Origin of the sequence: Metabacillus sp. YM-086, assembly GCF_048059995.1 — a bacterium.
Classification (GTDB): Bacteria; Bacillota; Bacilli; order Bacillales; family Bacillaceae; genus Metabacillus; species Metabacillus litoralis_B.
Genome location: NZ_JBLUOI010000089.1, coordinates 1 through 17,497 on the forward strand (window position 1 = coordinate 1; position 17,497 = coordinate 17,497).

The 17,497-nt window shown below is 37.5% G+C and carries 16 protein-coding genes; 15 read left to right on the forward strand and 1 reads right to left on the reverse strand.

What is annotated here, in order from left to right; all coding sequences use genetic code 11:
* The first annotated feature begins 513 nt into the window (after positions 1–513).
* From ACEWK1_RS23925 to ACEWK1_RS23940, 4 genes are all read left to right on the forward strand, one after another.
* On the forward strand, positions 514–1,827 hold the full coding sequence (locus tag ACEWK1_RS23925) for a prolyl oligopeptidase family serine peptidase (RefSeq protein ID WP_212135051.1): 1,314 nt from the start codon (positions 514–516) through the stop codon (positions 1,825–1,827).
* Between the two features lie 402 nt (positions 1,828–2,229).
* A complete protein-coding gene (locus tag ACEWK1_RS23930) occupies positions 2,230–3,171 on the forward strand; it encodes a DnaD domain protein (protein ID WP_232273435.1) in 942 nt (313 codons plus the stop codon).
* Between the two features lie 148 nt (positions 3,172–3,319).
* Positions 3,320–3,607 carry a replication protein gene (locus tag ACEWK1_RS23935; RefSeq protein WP_212135049.1) on the forward strand — a complete coding sequence of 96 codons (288 nt, stop codon included), beginning with the start codon at positions 3,320–3,322 and terminating at the stop codon, positions 3,605–3,607.
* 187 nt (positions 3,608–3,794) lie between these two features.
* Positions 3,795–4,265: a hypothetical protein gene (locus ACEWK1_RS23940; protein ID WP_212135047.1), complete on the forward strand. Its 471-nt coding sequence runs from the start codon at positions 3,795–3,797 to the stop codon at positions 4,263–4,265.
* A 72-nt stretch (positions 4,266–4,337) separates the two neighbouring features.
* On the opposite strand, the gene ACEWK1_RS23945 is transcribed toward ACEWK1_RS23940, so the two are convergent.
* Complete coding sequence (locus ACEWK1_RS23945) at positions 4,338–5,603, reverse strand: erythromycin esterase family protein (RefSeq protein WP_212135045.1); 1,266 nt, start codon at positions 5,601–5,603, stop codon at positions 4,338–4,340.
* A gap of 328 nt (positions 5,604–5,931) precedes the next feature.
* On the opposite strand from ACEWK1_RS23945, the gene ACEWK1_RS23950 reads away from it, so the two are divergent.
* The 11 genes from ACEWK1_RS23950 (at position 5,932) to ACEWK1_RS24000 (ending at position 17,268) form a co-directional block, all read left to right on the forward strand.
* Complete coding sequence (locus tag ACEWK1_RS23950) at positions 5,932–6,906, forward strand: SIS domain-containing protein (RefSeq protein ID WP_212135043.1); 975 nt, start codon at positions 5,932–5,934, stop codon at positions 6,904–6,906.
* Between the two features lie 37 nt (positions 6,907–6,943).
* Positions 6,944–8,227, forward strand: a complete 1,284-nt coding sequence (locus tag ACEWK1_RS23955) for an ABC transporter substrate-binding protein (RefSeq protein WP_212135041.1) — start codon at positions 6,944–6,946, stop codon at positions 8,225–8,227.
* 72 nt (positions 8,228–8,299) lie between these two features.
* Entirely contained in the window at positions 8,300–9,184 is an 885-nt protein-coding gene (locus tag ACEWK1_RS23960; protein WP_212135039.1) for a carbohydrate ABC transporter permease, read from the forward strand.
* A gap of 5 nt (positions 9,185–9,189) precedes the next feature.
* The gene (locus tag ACEWK1_RS23965; RefSeq protein ID WP_212135037.1) at positions 9,190–10,080 is read left to right on the forward strand and encodes a carbohydrate ABC transporter permease; all 891 of its coding nucleotides are present in this window, start codon (positions 9,190–9,192) and stop codon (positions 10,078–10,080) included.
* 6 nt (positions 10,081–10,086) lie between these two features.
* Positions 10,087–10,911 carry a PfkB family carbohydrate kinase gene (locus ACEWK1_RS23970; protein ID WP_212135035.1) on the forward strand — a complete coding sequence of 275 codons (825 nt, stop codon included), beginning with the start codon at positions 10,087–10,089 and terminating at the stop codon, positions 10,909–10,911.
* A gap of 58 nt (positions 10,912–10,969) precedes the next feature.
* Positions 10,970–11,695, forward strand: coding sequence for a GntR family transcriptional regulator (locus tag ACEWK1_RS23975; RefSeq protein WP_121661886.1), 726 nt, complete (start codon positions 10,970–10,972; stop codon positions 11,693–11,695).
* Between the two features lie 34 nt (positions 11,696–11,729).
* A complete protein-coding gene (locus tag ACEWK1_RS23980; protein ID WP_212135033.1) occupies positions 11,730–12,392 on the forward strand; it encodes an HAD family hydrolase in 663 nt (220 codons plus the stop codon).
* A 551-nt stretch (positions 12,393–12,943) separates the two neighbouring features.
* Positions 12,944–13,030: a putative holin-like toxin gene (locus ACEWK1_RS23985; RefSeq protein WP_285849168.1), complete on the forward strand. Its 87-nt coding sequence runs from the start codon at positions 12,944–12,946 to the stop codon at positions 13,028–13,030.
* Between the two features lie 709 nt (positions 13,031–13,739).
* Positions 13,740–14,747 (forward strand): LLM class flavin-dependent oxidoreductase, encoded by a 1,008-nt coding sequence (locus ACEWK1_RS23990; RefSeq protein ID WP_212135031.1) that lies wholly within the window; start codon positions 13,740–13,742, stop codon positions 14,745–14,747.
* Between the two features lie 137 nt (positions 14,748–14,884).
* Positions 14,885–14,971, forward strand: a complete 87-nt coding sequence (locus ACEWK1_RS23995) for a putative holin-like toxin (protein ID WP_269671156.1) — start codon at positions 14,885–14,887, stop codon at positions 14,969–14,971.
* Positions 14,972–15,465: 494 nt separating this feature from the next.
* Positions 15,466–17,268: a tannase/feruloyl esterase family alpha/beta hydrolase gene (locus ACEWK1_RS24000; RefSeq protein WP_212135029.1), complete on the forward strand. Its 1,803-nt coding sequence runs from the start codon at positions 15,466–15,468 to the stop codon at positions 17,266–17,268.
* Positions 17,269–17,497: the final 229 nt, after the last annotated feature.

Below are 17,497 nucleotides of genomic sequence, written 5' to 3' on the forward strand. Positions count from 1 at the left end.
GTTCAATAGTGTTAACGTTAAAAGATTTCCATTTATTAGGTAAACTGATGAAAGTTCAGAGTTCCCCATAAAAAAAGGGATGATTCTTATGATCGCATTTGAAGGTTTGGTTTTGTTCATCATATCTTTTAGAGACAAAAAATAGTCCACCCTTGAGCCCAAACAGCATTTAGAGGGTGGATTTATACCTACAATGCTGACTCCCTTGAAGGGAACCTTCTATTGTATGGGCCGTTTGGTGTTCGAGCACCAACGGTCTTTTTAATATATGCGTATATATCTTTATTATAACCATGTTTAGTAGAATTGAACGTGAACTTTCCGGCATCAGCTATCTTTTTGTCGCTCTGATATTAGATTGAAATCAGTAGACATGTGACGAAATATTTATAATAATTTGAGAGGGTTTTCACTTTTAAGCAGGAATTATTAAGTAGGTATTTTTCAGAAAACTCATTGAAGTATAAACGATTACTTTAATGCACGCATCCACTAAAAGAGAGGTAAATCATAATGGAGAATAAGAAGAATAATTCGGAGAAATCTCTAACGCAATTAGGTTCAGCAGCTGTGACGAGCCATACGGTTAACACGGAAGGAAAAAAACAACCTTCTTATCAAACGGTTACAGAAATTATGGATTGGGGAGCAGCCATTACAAAGGTAATTGTTGATTTAGGAAAACCTGTTCCAGTAGATTCGGTTACGAAAGAGACCTTTCATGTTCAGGTGCAAAGATACGATCACAGATTAGAGAATCCATTCTTACAAGAAGGTAATCGAATAGTGAAGAATGCTTATGTATCAGATAAGCATGGGAAACCAGCCGAAAAGATGGGGCAATATGCTGTTTTAGAAATGGAAGTTTCCCCAACCTTATCACTTTCTTCTGCCATTAACTATGACTGGAAGGGGACTGGCTTTAACGATTGGACTGATAATCAATACACGATCACACAACAAAAGAATATTCAAACTAGTGATGGAACAATCTCAGAGTTAGTGATCGACACATTTACCGGAGGAGTAAGAGAGCTTGTCGATGATTTTACAACAGGCAAAGCAACTTATGACAATATTACTTTAACCTATGCTGACTATTCTCCAGCAAAAAATAATGAAAAAAATCCACTAGTCATTTGGTTACATGGAGCAGGAGAAGGCGGTATAGATCCAACGATTGCCATCGCCGGGAACAAAGCAGCAAATTTTGCATCAGAAGAAATACAAGCTTATTTTGATGGTGCTTATGTATTAGCTCCTCAAACACCTAGTTTTTGGATGGAGGGCTTCACTGAATTCGGTGATGGTACGTCGAAATATCAAAAAGCACTTATGGCATTAATTGAAGACTATGTTTCACAAAATAAGGACATTGATCACAATAGAATTTATATTGGTGGAGATTCAAATGGTGGATACATGACGATGCTGATGATACGCGATTATCCAGAGTATTTCGCAGCAGCCTTCCCAACCTGTGAAGCTCTAAAGGATTCCTTGATTACAGTTGAAGAAATACAAAAAATGAAGAATCTTCCTATCTGGTTTATCACTGCGAAAACCGACAAGATAGTTAATCCGAATCTATACACAGTCCCAACCTATAACCGATTAATTGAAGCAGGCGCAAAAAATGTTCATCTCTCTCTATTCGATCATGTCATTGACACTTCAGGACTCTATAAAAATAGTGACGGTACTCCATACGAATATGATGGACATTGGTCATGGATTTATGTATACAACAATGAAGTAACAAACACCATCAATGGAAAAGCAACAACCTTAATGGAATGGCTTGCGGAGCAGTCTTTAAAAAAGTAGGAAGATATTTGATAGATTCAAAGATATTAGATAAAAATAGGTAAAGAAACATTTTTTACGATACGTGGGCAAAAAGAAAAAGAAGAATAAAAAGAAAAAGAACAACAACAAAAAACTTATAGCATAGACGATAATCTAGAATGGGTCACATTCTCAAATTTTTGTGTAGTGGTAGTTTAGCTGCCAAAGCAAACTTAATAGAAAAGATCAACGTTCCTTACATACTGTTAAGGAACGTTTTTATTTTGAATAACAAAATTTTTTATTATTTAGAATGTGTAATAGTCTCAATAAATATTATCTTTACAAAAATTTAACATTTTAATCTGCTACTCTACCCCCTCTTTTTGTCTATATAAAGGATGACAAAACAATAATTTGATAAAAGGGTAGTGATGAAAAATGGCAAAATTTCGTATGATCTTAACTGGATTTTGGAGATCCTCCTTTAATTTAGAGAAGATGTCTTCGGAGGATAAATTATTTTACGTGTATTTACTAACAAATGATAAAACGACGCAAATTGGAATCTACGAAATAACGAAGAAAGAAATGGCACTCGAATTGGATTATACGCTTGAAGAGGTGGAAGTATTATTAGAACGATTTACAACACGTCACAAATTAATCCGGTACAACCCAGAAACATGTGAAATCGCCATTAAAAACTGGGGAAAAAATAACCTTCATAGAGGCGGCAAACCAATTATGGATTGTATTACAAAAGAATTAAAAGAGGTCAAGGATACCTCGCTTATTTCGTATGTTTGCGAAGGAATTGAAAGAGAGGAAATAGTTCGCTTATATGAACCTTATTGTCATAAAGAAGTTGAGGAAGAAATGAGCCGTAAGGGTAAAGAACATACATATTCTGCAACTGAACAAGATCAAATTGAAGAAAACTCTAACCCTCGAGTTACAGAAACTAGGGAAGAAAAACAATCCTCTAAAGACAATTCAGATCTAGATGATGACCAACAAGGTCAAAAATCAAAAGATATAAACGAAATCATAGAGTTCTGGGACAGCAATGGATTTGGGTTATCTAACATAAACGCCAAACACCAGCTATTATCCTGGTTAGACAATTCATGCTTTTTACACCCTAAAGATGTTGTCTTAAAAGCCATGGGTATTGCCTGTGCTAATAACAAAAGAAAACTAAACTATATCGTTGGCATACTTAAAAACTGGAAAAATGAGTCTTTACTAACCATTGAAGAAATAGATTCTTATCAGGATAACCAGTCTTCTAAACAAAAGTCCAAGCAGTCAAATTCTACTGGAACTGGACGACCGATACCGAGTGAGTTTGTGCTTGATCTTACAGCGGGTGAGGATTGAAGAGACTCTAAACTTTGTCATACTTGGTAAGAAATTTAATAATCGCAAAAAAATTTAAATTTTTTAAAAACAGACGCTACTCTTCATCCGTTTTTCTATATATAGAGGGTGAAGAGAAAATAAATAGGAGAAAGGGAAGTGTTGAAGAATGGAAAAATTCAAAATGGTTAACACAGATTTTTGGAGAGATCCAGTTGTACAGGAGATGGCTTGGGAGGAAAAGTATTTCTATCTTTACTTACTTACGAATCCGCATGCTACTACAGATGGAAGCTATCAAGTATCAATCGAACAAATTTCACAGAAAACTCGTTTATCAATTGAGGAAGTCCAAGCATTGATAAGCCGTTTCAGTGAGCATTATCAACTGATTTCCTACAATTATGAAACATGTGAAATCAATGTGAAAAAACAGGGAGCATATTTACAAGATTAACAGTTTCATAGCTAAAGTAGAGGAACTTAATGAATGATTGATGGGGGAGAGATCACTCCCTTGAAATCATTTCCTCTAATAGATTTTCGCGAACATTTACGAATACATAATAAAAATTGTTGAGTAAAAAGAACAAGTGTTCGTTCTTAAATATGTTTAAACATTTTAAAAATTGAGGTGTGATCACATGAATGTAAAAGAAGTTTACGAGGAAGCGATAAAATTAGAAGAATCTCCGTTGGCCCATTATCTTTTTCATTTATTACAAGAGAGGAAAATTTCTTCAAATGACCACATATCGAAAATCGATTTAAATCAGGCAAATCACCAGACCGTGGAGGAAATGATCCAAAAAAATCTTCTGCATTTTCGAAAGGTCCGAATTTATTCTTTGAAGCAGAACAAGACTGATTTTGTCTTCATCTTTGCCCGTAGCCAGGAAGATGCCATTCAACACTATAGAGAAACATATTCTCATTCTCCCTTAAACTGTATTGAAACCTCGCTAGATAATGATTTTTATAGAGGAACTGATAGGATTACGTTCCGAGATATGAAGAAGGAATTCACAATTTTTCCTGCGATCGTTGGGTCTTTTAGTAGGAAGGATTACGTGTTAACTGAAAAGGAGGTTAGTCAGCAATATAAATTATCATAACTAAAACACAATGAAAAAAGGGGTTCTCGTGTTTTTAAAATAGAAACATAAGAACCTCCTTATATTTAAGTCTTATTCTATCACTTTAGTAGGTGTCGCGTCCTTTACAATAATCAAACCATCATAAGCCTTATCAGGCACCATTTCAATCGTATAAAACATCTTTAATAGCTTATACCATGAGCGAAAATCATCACCTATATTTGCCATTTTTTGTTTACTAGATAGGATCTTGGACAATTCTTCCGACTCACGGCTCTTTTCAAAATCAACGTAAAAGGTATTAGACTTAACTTCACTAAATGCATCCACTAAATCATGTTGATTTTTTACGGTAAATGTTTTGCGGTTGCCTGAACCATCGTTCTTTGCCTGAAATTCACTGTTGATAAAGTCAGTCCCTATTGCAAAATACTTTGTTCCATAAACCTCATCTAAGTAATTTCCCATTGATTTATAGCCAGCAGGTGAGGCAGACGTTTTTTCGACATGGCCATTATGTCCTGAGAAAAACACTTTTTCATTTCCTCGTTCTTTTTCATATTTCATAATCCATTGTAAATTTTCAGCTAAATATTGATCACGAAGGTTTGTATAGTTTTCTTCTGATAAAAATAGCTGTGTACGCTGCTTCATATTTTGTGCATAGGCTGTAGCAAACGCAAGCTCGTCAGCAGATGAATGTTCCAAATATTTAGCTTCATTTGCTTGTAAATCTTGAAGAATGTGATCGATCGTTTTATCTACATTTTCTAACTGCTTCGTTGTTAAATCGCGCATCGTTTCATTGGAAACCTGCTTCAATTGATCACTATATTTAGTAGCAGCTTCCTTGTCTACAACAGCAAAATAATCTAGTAGGTTCTTTTTACTGTAGTCATAGCGCTGCATATCATTCCCATAAAAACGAATTTTCTCTTCGTCTTGCACCGATTTGTTATAATTGTGCATCCACTCAACAAGATCAATCATTTGTTGAGTTTTATAAATAGGATAATCAAGGCTATTAACAGCAGCATCTGCGGAGCCTTCTCCATCTAAAATATAATTGTTAATCTGCTGACCGCCTCCGAAATCACCTTCTAAAACAAAGACGCGTACATGTTCCTTAGTCACCAAAGTTTCAAAAACCTGTTGTTTTAACACCTGAAATTCAACATTCCCATGTGTTGCTTCACCCAGCCCAATCACTTCCACGTCATCTGGAATGTCCATTGTATCAATTGATGAAATATACTCCTCCGCGTGATCTATAGCTTCACATTTTCCACAACCTGAAATGAAAACAGTAAGTGAAAGAACTGCAATTAGCGAAAAGCAGCTTTTTAAAAATGTCATTTTTTCTCCTCAACTTTCTTGTTTTTGTCTTATACAAACGTTGAAAAACCGATCTATAAATGTAATGGTACATGACAAAGTTTAAATTAAGGTTAAATCTGGATTATTTGTAGTTAAATCTAGTGGAGAGTGGGTGTGAGCGGTCAAGAATAGGTTTTCATATAAATTTTTAGAAAATTTAAAATAGGTTGTTGACCTATGACATCATATGATGTACTATTACCTTATAGATGATGTTATATGACATCATAACAAAACTTAGAGGTTAGATGATGAGGTAATCATTCACTAAATACCTAAGTGAAAATTTGAGGGGAGAGGTTTATTTATGAAACAAGAACATCTGGAACAAATTCAAAACGTGATCGAGGCTGTGAAGGAGAAGGATATTAAAAACATTTTCTTTGTGGCATGTGGCGGTTCAATGGCAGCGCTTTCTCTAGGGGATTATTTTGTGACGAAGGATACTGAGATGCCGAGCTTTGTTTATACTTCAAATGAATTTATTCATCGTGCACCGAAAGCATTGGGTGAAAACAGTCTTGTGATTTTAAGGTCTCATTCTGGTACAACTCCAGAAACAGTTGGAGCTGCTACATATGCAAGAGAACAGGGTGCCTTAACTGTTGCGATTTCAATGGATGTTGAATCTCCTCTTTGTAAGGAATCAGAATATACCGTTCATTACAACTATAAAGATGGCTCAGAGGCGATTGATGGAGAAATAGGAGTATACTACACATTGCTCTTTAAATTACTAAATCAAATTACTGGGGAAGAGAAGTTTCTCCGTGGTGTAGAACAATTATCTAAGCTAGGAGAGTTAATAGAAAGCAACCAAGCAAAGTATAAGGATGTAGCGGATACATTTGGTAAGAAATATAAACGTGATAAGGTGATTTACACAATGGCAAGTGGAGCATATATCCATCATGCTTATTCCTTCACAAGCTGCTTGCTAATGGAAATGCTGTGGATCCATTCAAACGCTATTCATTCAGGAGAGTATTTCCATGGACCATTTGAAGTAACTGATTTTGATGTCCCATTTTTAGTGGTAGTTGGGGAAGGGCCAAGTACACCGCTTGATCAGCGTGCTCTTGATTTTGTAACGAAATATAGTGAAAAAGTTGAAGTGGTGAATGTGAAAGAGTTTGATTACAGTGGAGTGGACGAAGACCTTAAAGAGTATTTTGGTTCAGCACTAGCGGGGCCTGTTTTACGCTTATATGCTGATGGTTTAGCGGAACATACCGGACATCCATTATCAGTAAGAAGATATATGTGGAAAATGGAGTATTAATCTTCGGAAAAATTGGTTACGAGGGGGAAATAATTTAATGAAAAAGTACCTATGCTTTTTAGTTGTTATTTTAGCCAGCTCTATGTTTTTAGCAGCATGTTCTTCCTCCAATGAAAGCAATGGCGAAACATCTGATGGTGATACAGTAGTAATTGATTTTTTTCATAGATGGCCGAATGAACCAAGAAAATCATTTTATGATGAAAAAATTGCAGAATTTGAAAAGCAGCATCCTAATGTAAAAATTAATGTTGATTCTGTTTTAAATGATTCTTATAAAGAAAAAATTAAAGTCCTCGTTTCAAATGATGATCTTCCCGATGTGTTTACCTCATGGTCAGACACGTTTGCCGCAAATCTAGTAAGCTCCGGACGTATTATGGAGCTAAACGATGTAATGGCAGAGGATACAGAATGGTCAGGTAATATTATCGAGTCTCAGTATGCTGGATTTACGTTTGATGATGTTACGTATGGAATACCGTTTACAGTTGACGGTAAAGCTTTCTTTTATAACAAACAAATTTTTGAAGAAAATAATATAGAGGTACCAGGCTCATATGATGAACTGATCGATGCGTTAGATCAATTGAAGAAAGCTGGCTATGAAACACCATTAGTAGAAGGATTAACAAATGGTTGGGCCATTTCTCATTACATGGGGACTATTTTTGATAGAGTCATAGCTAATGATGTACTTCTTAAAGATTATAATACCAAGACTGGTGAATATACAGATCCAGGATATATTCGAGGTCTAGAAATCTTTAAAGAGTTGACCACTTACATGGGTGATGTGTCAACGGCTATTGATCATGAAGCAGCTCGAAATATGTTTGCTGCTGGTGAAGTTCCAGTATTGTATATGCAATTTGCAGAGGTTGGATATGTACAGGATGCTGGAGATGTGGAGTTTGGCTTCTTTAATTTCCCTGAGGTTGAAGATGGAGATGGAAGACCTAAATCCCTTACTGGTGCACCAGAAGGCTGGATGCTAAGTAAAAATGCTCCACCTGAAGCCGTAGAGTTCTTGAAATTCCTCACATCAGAGGAAACGGCTAAAGAATTTACGAAAGCCGATGGTCAGCTGAACGCAATTAAAGGCGGGGTAACAGAAGAAACATCCAACCCAACAAGTCTAGAAGCCTATCAAATTATTCTAGAAGCCTCAGATGCGACCCCTTGGTTTGATAATGCGGTTGATATATCCATTGCTGATGTTTTCATGCGTGGTGGTCAAGAATTAGCAACCGATCAAACAACACCTGAAGAGATTATGGCAAAAGTACAAGAAGCAGCTGCTAAATTACGTAACCAATAAGAAGTAGAATTGCCCTAACTAAGATATTGAAAAGGTTAGGGCAATTCTTCAAAAGAAGGGTGGGGGATTGTAATGAAGATAAAAAGGGTAAAAATAACTCCAATTCTATTCATGTTACCTACTGTTTTATTTTTAGGACTATTTATTTACATACCACTTATTCAAAACTTCTATAATAGTTTTTTTGAATTTAGTGTTTTTTCTCAAACGAAAGAGTTTGTTGGTTTGAGTAAATTTAAACAATTATTTGCTGATGGAGTAGCTCTTACTGCTTTAAACAATAATGTTAAATATGCGATTATTTCTGTGATATTGCAGGTATTCTTCGCTTTGGTGTTAGCTGCTATTTTAGAGGATAAGTTTTTCAGAAAATTTGCTCCAGCTTTCCGCGTGATTTATTTTATGCCAGTTATGATTTCAATTTCAGTTATTGCCTTATTATTTGGATTTGTCTATAATCCTCAAATTGGATTATTAAATAGCTTCCTTGAGCTCCTTGGATTAGAGCAGTTGGCCAAGCCTTGGCTAGGTAATTCAACAACGGCTATCTATAGTGTGATCGCCATGTCTCAATGGCAAAGTATTGGGCTCATTACGATGTTATTTATTGTTTCCATTCAGAAAATTCCAAAGGATCTGTATGAAGCTGCAGAGATCGATGGTGCTGGGAAAATACGAAGATTCTTTAGTGTAACAGTACCACAGGTGAAGGAAACTACTTTTGTTAATCTATTAGTAACTGTGACGGGCTCTATTCTAGTATTTAATGAACCTTATATTCTCACAAATGGTGGGCCAGGAAATAGCTCTATGACTTTAGCGATTCACATGTATCAAACAGGCTTTGTTAAAGATGACATGGGCTATGCATCAACATTAGCATCCCTAATCTTCTTATTATCTGCTGTATTTGCGCTTATCCAAATCAAAGTCTCGAAAACAGGGAAGGAGGAATGAAGTACATGATCAAAACAAATGTAAAGAAGCCCACATTCCCTAGTACCGTTCCTACAAATAAAATAAAAATCCCAATTCAAACTCGTATCACCAAAAATATTGTCTTTCTCGGTTTGCTGTGCTTTGCTATTATCATTCTATATCCACTTTTTTGGATGTTTATCTCATCATTTAAAAGCTATCAGGAAATTTATAGTAATGTTTGGGCTTTGCCAACCGAATGGAAGGTTGAAAACTATTCTCTTGCATGGTCAAAAGGAATTTCGAGCTATTTTATCAACAGTGTATATGTCACATTATCAACGATTATTCTAACGGTCCTAATCGGAGCAATGGCTGCGTTCGTACTATCCCGATATAAAAATCGCTGGATTGACGCCGCACTCCTTTTTACAATTGGTGGGTTAATGATGAATCCACAGGTGGCTTTAATCCCTTTATTTGAAATTTTAACGATCACAAACTTGATCGATACACATTGGGCGCTCATTTTGACCTATGTCGCCTATCGATTGCCTTTAACAATTATCTTAATTCGGGCTTTCTTTTTAACCGTACCGAAAGAGTTATCGGAATCTGCGGTAATGGATGGGTGTACAGAATTCGGTATTTTTTGGCGTATTTACTTGCCGATTTCACTACCTATTGTCGTAACATCTGTTATTTTAACTGCCTATTTCGCTTGGAATGAATTTTTATTTGCAACCGTTTTCATAAACTCCAGTGAATTAAAAACAATTCCATCAGGTTTAATGGTCTTTCGAGATGCTCTTCGTACAGATTGGGGAGTATTGCTATCAGGAATGGTTATTGCAACAGTACCAATGATTGTTTTACTTATATTCTTACAAAAATACTTGGTTAGAGGTCTTGCAGAAGGCTCTGTGAAAGGATGATGCTTTATGAAATTAATCACAATTGGTGATAACGTAGTGGATTGCTATTTAGATCAACATAACTATTATCCTGGAGGGAATTGTGTCAATGTTGCAGTCAATGCGAAACGGAATGGAGCAAGTGAAGTTTCGTATATTGGGATATTTGGGAACGATGAGCAGGCTGAACATATTAAGTATGTACTTCGTCAAGAAGGGGTGGATTATCAATATTCACGTGACGTCATTGGTATCACTGGCCAGCCGCAGGTTACTTTGACTGAAGATCATGACCGTGTATTTGTAGGAGGACCTAAAAATACCGTCCAGCATAAATTCAAAATTCAGCTCATTCAAGAAGAACTGGATTATATTAAAAATTTCGATTTAAGCCATGTGAGCTGCTATTCCTCGATGGAAAGTGAATTGGCTAAATTATCAAAAGTAGCAAAGGTTTCGTATGACTTTTCGAATAGAAAGGACCTACCTTATATTGAGTCGATTTCTCCGTATATTTCGTATGCATTTTTCTCAGCTGCTGAGCTCTCAGATGAAGAGTTGGAAAAGTTCATTAACGATTTACGTTCTTTTCAATTTGAAATCATTGGCTTGACTAGAGGGGGGAAGCCAGCAATTTTTATAAAAAATGGCGAGATGTATGAGCAAAAGTTAAAGAAAATTGATGTGGTGGACACAATGGGTGCAGGTGATAGCTTAATCGCAGGCTTTTTAACGGCTTATATGAATGGTGATGAGATAGAGGCTGCCATTGAGAAAGGAACAAAGTCCGCTGAGAAGACTTGCCAGGAATACGGTGGATTTGGTTACCCGAAAGAAATGCAAAAAGTTTAATGTGCCTAAAGGTTATTGTATAATTAATGGTAACGTTAAACATATAGGAGCGAGCTTAATGAGTAACCGCGATTCAATTCAAAATTATTTATATGAAGAAATCATGACGGGAATCAAACAATATATTGAAACTAATCGGCTAAATCAGGGTGACCAAATTCCGACTGAAGCTGAGTTATGTGAAATTTTTCAAGCTAGTAGAATCTCGATACGTCGTGCCATAAAAGAATTAGTAGACGAAGGTGTTCTTCAGATTATTCGGGGAAAAGGTACATTTGTGAATACATTTCGTAAAGAAATTCACCTTTTACATTTTCAAGGATACACCGAAGGCTTGACGACAAAAAGTGAATTTATTACAAAAGATATTCTTTCAATGGAGAAAATAAAAGGAACAGCCCATATTAATAATAAATTTAATAATCAATTTGACGAGTACATTGAACTAGTCAGAAAAGTTTATCGAAATAACCAAATTTTAAGCTTGGATTATGCTTACTTTCCAACAGAGCTTTATCCCGAAATAGAAAACAAAATCACAGCAGAAAGTTCAACCTTTAGGATTATTAATGACGAGTATGGAATAAATTTTAGTAAGGTTTGTAAAGACCTTGAATTTGTCCATCCAACAGAAGAGGTACAAAAGCATTTAGAGGTTAATAGAATGACCCCAATCATTTTAGTAGATAAAATCATTTATAATGAAAAATCAATCCCTGTTCATTACTCAAACTACCATTTAATCGCAGATCGGGTGAAGCTACGACTAGAAACAGATTACTAAATGCGATAAAAATATACGTAAAGGAAATGATTCCATGTATAAAGCAGTTGTGTTTGACTTTGATGGGTTGATTTTTGATACCGAATCTGTTCATACAACGATTTATAAAGAAATGTTTGAGTTGCATAACGTAGAATTTCCATTTCAGTCATGGATACAACATATCGGAACAAAATCTAATGTCTCAATATATGACCTTCTAGAAAAGGAAATCGAACAAATTGATCGAGAGCAGCTCAAAAAAATGAATAAAGAAAAGCTGGAAACAAGGCTGAATTCTTTAGAGGTACGACCAGGTGTTGAGGATTTCCTAAAGGAAGCACAAGCGATGAACCTAAAAATTGGTCTTGCTTCAAGCTCTGATTATAAATGGGTTTCAAGCCATTTAGATCGATTAGGCTTACTACATTATTTTGAATGTATCATGACGTCTGATGATGTTGCTGAAGTGAAACCCCATCCAGAGCTTTACCTGTTAGCAGCTAAAAAGCTAGGAGTTGAACCTGAATTTTGTATTGCTTTCGAGGATTCAGCCAATGGTTCTCTCGCCGCAAAACGAGCAGGCTTAACCTGTGTGATTGTTCCGAATGATACCACGAAGCATTTAACATTTCCTGAGGTTGATTATCGACTAACTTCTATGACGGACTGTGCATTGGTGGAGCTTGTTGGGAAATTAAGTGATCGGAAGGTTTAGTTTAATAGAGTGAAGAGGTTATCGTTGGTTGAAAGCGTTGTTAAGTGGTTGAGTACATCTGTATATCGTTTATAAGAAAGGGGCGTGAGAATTTTATTTCATGCTTCTTTTTTAATGGGGGATTTTATTTCTTACCAAATTAGTAGTGCAGACCTTCTTGTTTTGCCTTAATTGAGTAACCTAACGTTTAAATAAACGGATTTTCTCCGGTTAGACGAGGAATTGAACTCGATTTGAGGGATATAAGCGGATTTTTTCCGGTTAAGCAGTGTAAAATGGTCCATTTTCTTCTTTTTCGGTGAAATAGACGGAATCTTTCCGTCTATTTTATCTATTTTCCGTAATATTTCATTATTAAGAGGAATTTTTCCGGTTATTTTAGTAGCTTATTTCTGGCGATTCTTGAAGATTTGGAAATAGCTTAATCAGCTATTGCGTTAAAAATAAAATATAAATCGAACAAGTGTTCTTTTTATATTATAATAGAATGGCAATAGATAGGTAACTCAAGGGTGGTCAGCGTTACCCCGTTTGGAAAGGGGGTGATGCTTATGTTGACAGTATTTCAAACATTAATGCTAATGATAGCATTTGCAAGTTTGGTGTTGTCGATCATATCTTTTAGAGACAAAAAATAACCCACCCTTGAGCATGGCAACGCGATAGGGTGAGTTATTTCCCAAATCCGCTGATCCCCTTGTAGGGAACCTAGCTATTGTATGGACTGTTTGGTGTTACAGCACCGAACAGTCTTTTTTATATTATGTTTTCTCTACTACTATTATAACCAAGGTATAAATGTTTGAAAAGAAATGAATAGAAAGAATTCGTTTTATTCTAGCAATTTAAAGTACCAGGGGGTGGGAGTTGAAGTCAGAGAGACGGTTAAATAAAGCAGATTTTCTTGATTTTCCTTAATTGGGTAACCGATCGTTTAAATAAACGGAGTTTTTCCGGTTAAACGAAGATTAAAGCTTGGTTTTGGGGGATATAAGCGGAATTTTTCCGGTTAAGCAAAGTAAAATGATCCATTTTCTTCTTTTTCGATGAAATAGGCGGAATCTTTCCGTTTATTTCATCTATTTTTCGTGATATTTCCTCATTAAGAGGAATTTCTCCGTTTATTTTAAAAACTTATTTCCTGGAGATTCTTGAAGATTTGGAAATCGCTTAAACGGGACTGATTTTGATACATATGTCTCTAATCATTTTTTATATGCTGAATACTTACAAGTTGCTTTTTAATCCTGGTGTGAATTACTATATGAAAAGCACATAAATACAATATTAGGCAACAAATTCAAGTCCATTCCAACTAGTAAATTAAAAAGAAAGAAGATGTTATCCATGCCAATAAATAGACCGAAAAAATCAATTAACGAAATATCCTTTTCCGTCCTTGATCTTGCATCCATTGTGCAAGGGGGGACGCCTAGTCTATCCTTTCAACATTCGGTAGAGTTAGCACAGTTAACGGAAAAGCTAGGCTTTAAACGGTACTGGTTAGCAGAGCACCATAATATGCCTGGCATAGCAAGCTCTGCAACATCTGTCGTCATCGGCCATGTTGCGGCGCATACTTCTACTATTCGGGTAGGATCCGGCGGAATCATGCTTCCAAACCATTCGCCACTGGTGATCGCGGAGCAATTTGGAACCCTCGAAGCGATGTTTCCAGGCCGAATTGATTTAGGATTAGGGCGTGCACCGGGAACGGACCAACGAACTGCCCATGCCATTCGTGGGGAAAACTACACCAATGGAGATGATTTCCCAGAACAATTGGAACAACTACAAGCTTATTTTCAAGGTTCTGGACCGGTACGAGCAATCCCTGGTGAAGGAGCAAATATCCCTATTTGGTTGTTAGGTTCTAGTGGCTTCAGTGCCAGATTATCAGCACAGCTCGGGATGCCATTTGCTTTTGCCAGTCATTTTTCACCTGAAAACACATTACCAGCTCTAAAATTGTATTACGATAATTTCCAGCCGTCAGAGGAGTATAAAGAGCCTTACGCAATGGTAGCCGTAAACGTGATAGCGGCAGATACGGATGAGGAAGCAGAATTGCTAGCCACTTCCATCAAACAAAGCTTCCTGAACATGATAAGGAACACACCATCAAAGCTACAACCACCAGTAGAGAATTTAGATGAGCTCATGAGCCCATATGAAAAGGCAATATTAGAAAAACAATTAAGCTCCACGATCATTGGGAGTCCTAACAACGTAAAGAAAAAGCTGCAATCCTTCTTAGATGAGACGAAGGCAGATGAGATAATGGTCAGCACAATGGTCTATGACCACAAAGCTCGACTATACTCCCACCAGCTTGTGGCAGAGATAATGGGGTAGAGGACACTTAAAAAACAAACAGCCATTTTGCTAATAATAAAACGAAAAGCTAACAAATGTTCTACAGTGTAATAGAATGGCAATAGATAGGTACTCAAGGGTGGTCAGCGTTACCCCGTACGAAAGGGGTGATGCTTATGGTGACAGTATTTCAAACGTTAATGCTTATGATAGCATTTGCATGTTTGGTGTTGTCGATCATATCTTTTAGAGACAAAAAATAAACCCACCCTTGAGCATGACAACGCGATAAGGTGAGTTATTTTTCCAACCCGCTGACCCCCTTGTAGGGGACCTAGCTATTGTATGACTGTTTGGTGTTCGAGCACCGAACAGTCTTTTTTAGTTTATGATTTCTCTATTACTATTATAACTAAAGACTTGAAGTTTGAAAAGCGAGCAATCTTGGTGAAAATTCCCCCTTTAATTACATAATAGAACCACTAGTAAATATAAAAAATGCGTAAACCTTTAACTAAGTAAAGTTGGATATTCATTTTTTAGAATGTAGATTTATTAATTCGTAGGCCGTTAAATCCTTTCATTACTATATAGGAATTTTGAAGTTTGAATTCCTACACAATAAGGGTTATCAATTTTCTGAATATTATGTACAATCTTTGTGTGGTGATAACTTTTAAGAGGAGGTAAATAAAAGCTATATAACCCTAAAAGGATTATAACCTGCTTTACCAGCGAAGATGAAAGGAGAAAATATATGAAAAAGAAAAAAAGCTTTTCCATTCTACTCACAGTAGCTCTTGTCATTATGTCGTTAATTCCTTCTAGTGTGTTTCCTGAAAGTGTAAGCGCTTCAAAAGTAAGTGCACCCCATAAAGAAGAAAATACAAAAAAACCTTCAACTAAGGGTGGGGAAAAAGATGTAATTCCACAGCTTGCTCCAGCACAGCCAGGCAAGCTGGAGATGTGTGTGGATTTAGTAGAAACATTTAGTTTTAATAATACCACTATCACATCGGCAAAGCTTGTAGCTGAGGGAACACTGTCCAATGCCGGTAAGCCTGTCGGCGAGCATTGTCTCGTCAAGGGAAAAATGAACGAGCGAGTGAGCCCTGTAGACGGTCAGACGTATGCGATCGGTTTTGAAATGCGGCTTCCAGTTGAATGGGCGGGACGGTTCCTCTATCAAGCAAATGGTGGAGCGGATGGCAACGTCGTAACAGCAAATGGAAGTTTCGGAGGCGGCCCGCTGGAAAACGGACTGCAAAAGGGCTTTGCTGTCATTAGCTCGGACGCAGGTCACACTTCAGCTCAAAACGTTGGGTTCGGATTTGATCCGCAGGCACGTCTTGACTTCGGTTACCAAGCAGTCGGAACGCTTACACCTATGGCTAAGAGCTTGATCGAAGCTGCTTACGGACGCGAGCCTGATCGCTCATATATTGCCGGAGGCTCAAATGGCGGTCGTCACACCATGGTCGCTGCTTCACGCTATGCAGATCAGTACGATGGCTTTTTAGCCATCGCGCCAGGATTTAACTTGCCCCAGTCTGCGGTAGCCCAGCTGTGGGGAGTTCAGCAATGGGCAAAGGTTGCAACCGACATTAACAACTTGGAGACAGCGCTACCTTTAGCCGAACGTCAAGTTATTGCAGAGGCGATTTTAGACCGCTGTGATGGTCTGGATCGACTAAACGACGGAATCGTACAGGACACTGAGCGTTGTCAGAAGGTCTTCAGCGTTGAACGAGACGTACCTACTTGTGACTTGGATCGGGACGGCACCTGCTTAACGGTAGAACAGAAGCAAGTCGTGAAGGATGTTTTTGCGGGAGCTCGTACTAGCTCAGGAGAACAGATCTACACTTCTTTCCCATTTGATCCGGGACTTGTCCATAATGGATGGGGGTTATGGAAGTTCAGAATTTCGGTTGCCCTCGATCCAGGAACTGTTAGCCACATTTTCCTATCGCCCCCTGAAGGGTTTAATGGAAAAACGGCACCGGAATATGCACTAAGCTTTGATGTGGACAATAAGTGGCAACTTATTTATGAATCTAAAGATTTGTATACAGAGAGTGCCATGGAATTCATGACGCCTCCTGACCCAACGAATTTGGACACCCTTCGCAATTCAGGAGCTAAAATGATCGTGGCACACGGTTCATCAGACGGTATCTTCTCCTCTGATGACACAAGGCGTTGGTACAAGGAACTCGACGCGAACTACCGAAACAAAGCCGATGAGTTCGTCAGATATTTTGAGGTCCCTGGCATGGGGCATGTCAGTGGCGGTCCTGCCACCGACCAGTTTGATGGCCTGGGCGCTTTAATCGATTGGGTTGAATATGGCAAGGCACCGGATCGTATTATAGCGACAGCTCGTGGTGAGGGAAATCCAGGTGGCGTTAACCCTGAGGTACCTTCCACATGGGCACCGGATCGTTCACGTCCACTATGCGCTTATCCATTAGTGGCTCGCTATAAAAAAGGCGACCCGGAAGTGGCAAGCAGTTTCGAGTGCAAACCGAGTTCAGGAGGACCTGGTCTGAGCCGATAGTCCTTTCAGTACAGATGATAATATGCTAGTAAATCCCCTAAGGGTAGACATGATAAAAAAGAGAACATTGGATTATGTTCTTAAAAGTCTATCTTTAGGGGATTTTTCAAAGGTAAAAAGAGTTAACTTTTTAAAATAGATACTGGAAGTTTTAAATCACCTTATTTTAAAAATACACAACCCGGCATTGTCAACTTCAGGGAGTGGTATCTGTTCCTTCCCCATGCCT

What these genes read in the sequence shown, in the direction of transcription:
- ACEWK1_RS23925 (WP_212135051.1), top strand. Translation starts at nt 514, where the DNA reads ATGGAGAATAAGAAGAATAATTCGGAGAAATCTCTAACGCAATTAGGT.
- ACEWK1_RS23930 (WP_232273435.1), top strand. Translation starts at nt 2,230, where the DNA reads ATGGCAAAATTTCGTATGATCTTAACTGGATTTTGGAGATCCTCCTTT.
- ACEWK1_RS23935 (WP_212135049.1), top strand. Translation starts at nt 3,320, where the DNA reads ATGGAAAAATTCAAAATGGTTAACACAGATTTTTGGAGAGATCCAGTT.
- ACEWK1_RS23940 (WP_212135047.1), top strand. Translation starts at nt 3,795, where the DNA reads ATGAATGTAAAAGAAGTTTACGAGGAAGCGATAAAATTAGAAGAATCT.
- ACEWK1_RS23945 (WP_212135045.1), bottom strand. Translation starts at nt 5,603, where the DNA reads ATGACATTTTTAAAAAGCTGCTTTTCGCTAATTGCAGTTCTTTCACTT.
- ACEWK1_RS23950 (WP_212135043.1), top strand. Translation starts at nt 5,932, where the DNA reads ATGAAACAAGAACATCTGGAACAAATTCAAAACGTGATCGAGGCTGTG.
- ACEWK1_RS23955 (WP_212135041.1), top strand. Translation starts at nt 6,944, where the DNA reads ATGAAAAAGTACCTATGCTTTTTAGTTGTTATTTTAGCCAGCTCTATG.
- ACEWK1_RS23960 (WP_212135039.1), top strand. Translation starts at nt 8,300, where the DNA reads ATGAAGATAAAAAGGGTAAAAATAACTCCAATTCTATTCATGTTACCT.
- ACEWK1_RS23965 (WP_212135037.1), top strand. Translation starts at nt 9,190, where the DNA reads ATGATCAAAACAAATGTAAAGAAGCCCACATTCCCTAGTACCGTTCCT.
- ACEWK1_RS23970 (WP_212135035.1), top strand. Translation starts at nt 10,087, where the DNA reads ATGAAATTAATCACAATTGGTGATAACGTAGTGGATTGCTATTTAGAT.
- ACEWK1_RS23975 (WP_121661886.1), top strand. Translation starts at nt 10,970, where the DNA reads ATGAGTAACCGCGATTCAATTCAAAATTATTTATATGAAGAAATCATG.
- ACEWK1_RS23980 (WP_212135033.1), top strand. Translation starts at nt 11,730, where the DNA reads ATGTATAAAGCAGTTGTGTTTGACTTTGATGGGTTGATTTTTGATACC.
- ACEWK1_RS23985 (WP_285849168.1), top strand. Translation starts at nt 12,944, where the DNA reads ATGTTGACAGTATTTCAAACATTAATGCTAATGATAGCATTTGCAAGT.
- ACEWK1_RS23990 (WP_212135031.1), top strand. Translation starts at nt 13,740, where the DNA reads ATGCCAATAAATAGACCGAAAAAATCAATTAACGAAATATCCTTTTCC.
- ACEWK1_RS23995 (WP_269671156.1), top strand. Translation starts at nt 14,885, where the DNA reads ATGGTGACAGTATTTCAAACGTTAATGCTTATGATAGCATTTGCATGT.
- ACEWK1_RS24000 (WP_212135029.1), top strand. Translation starts at nt 15,466, where the DNA reads ATGAAAAAGAAAAAAAGCTTTTCCATTCTACTCACAGTAGCTCTTGTC.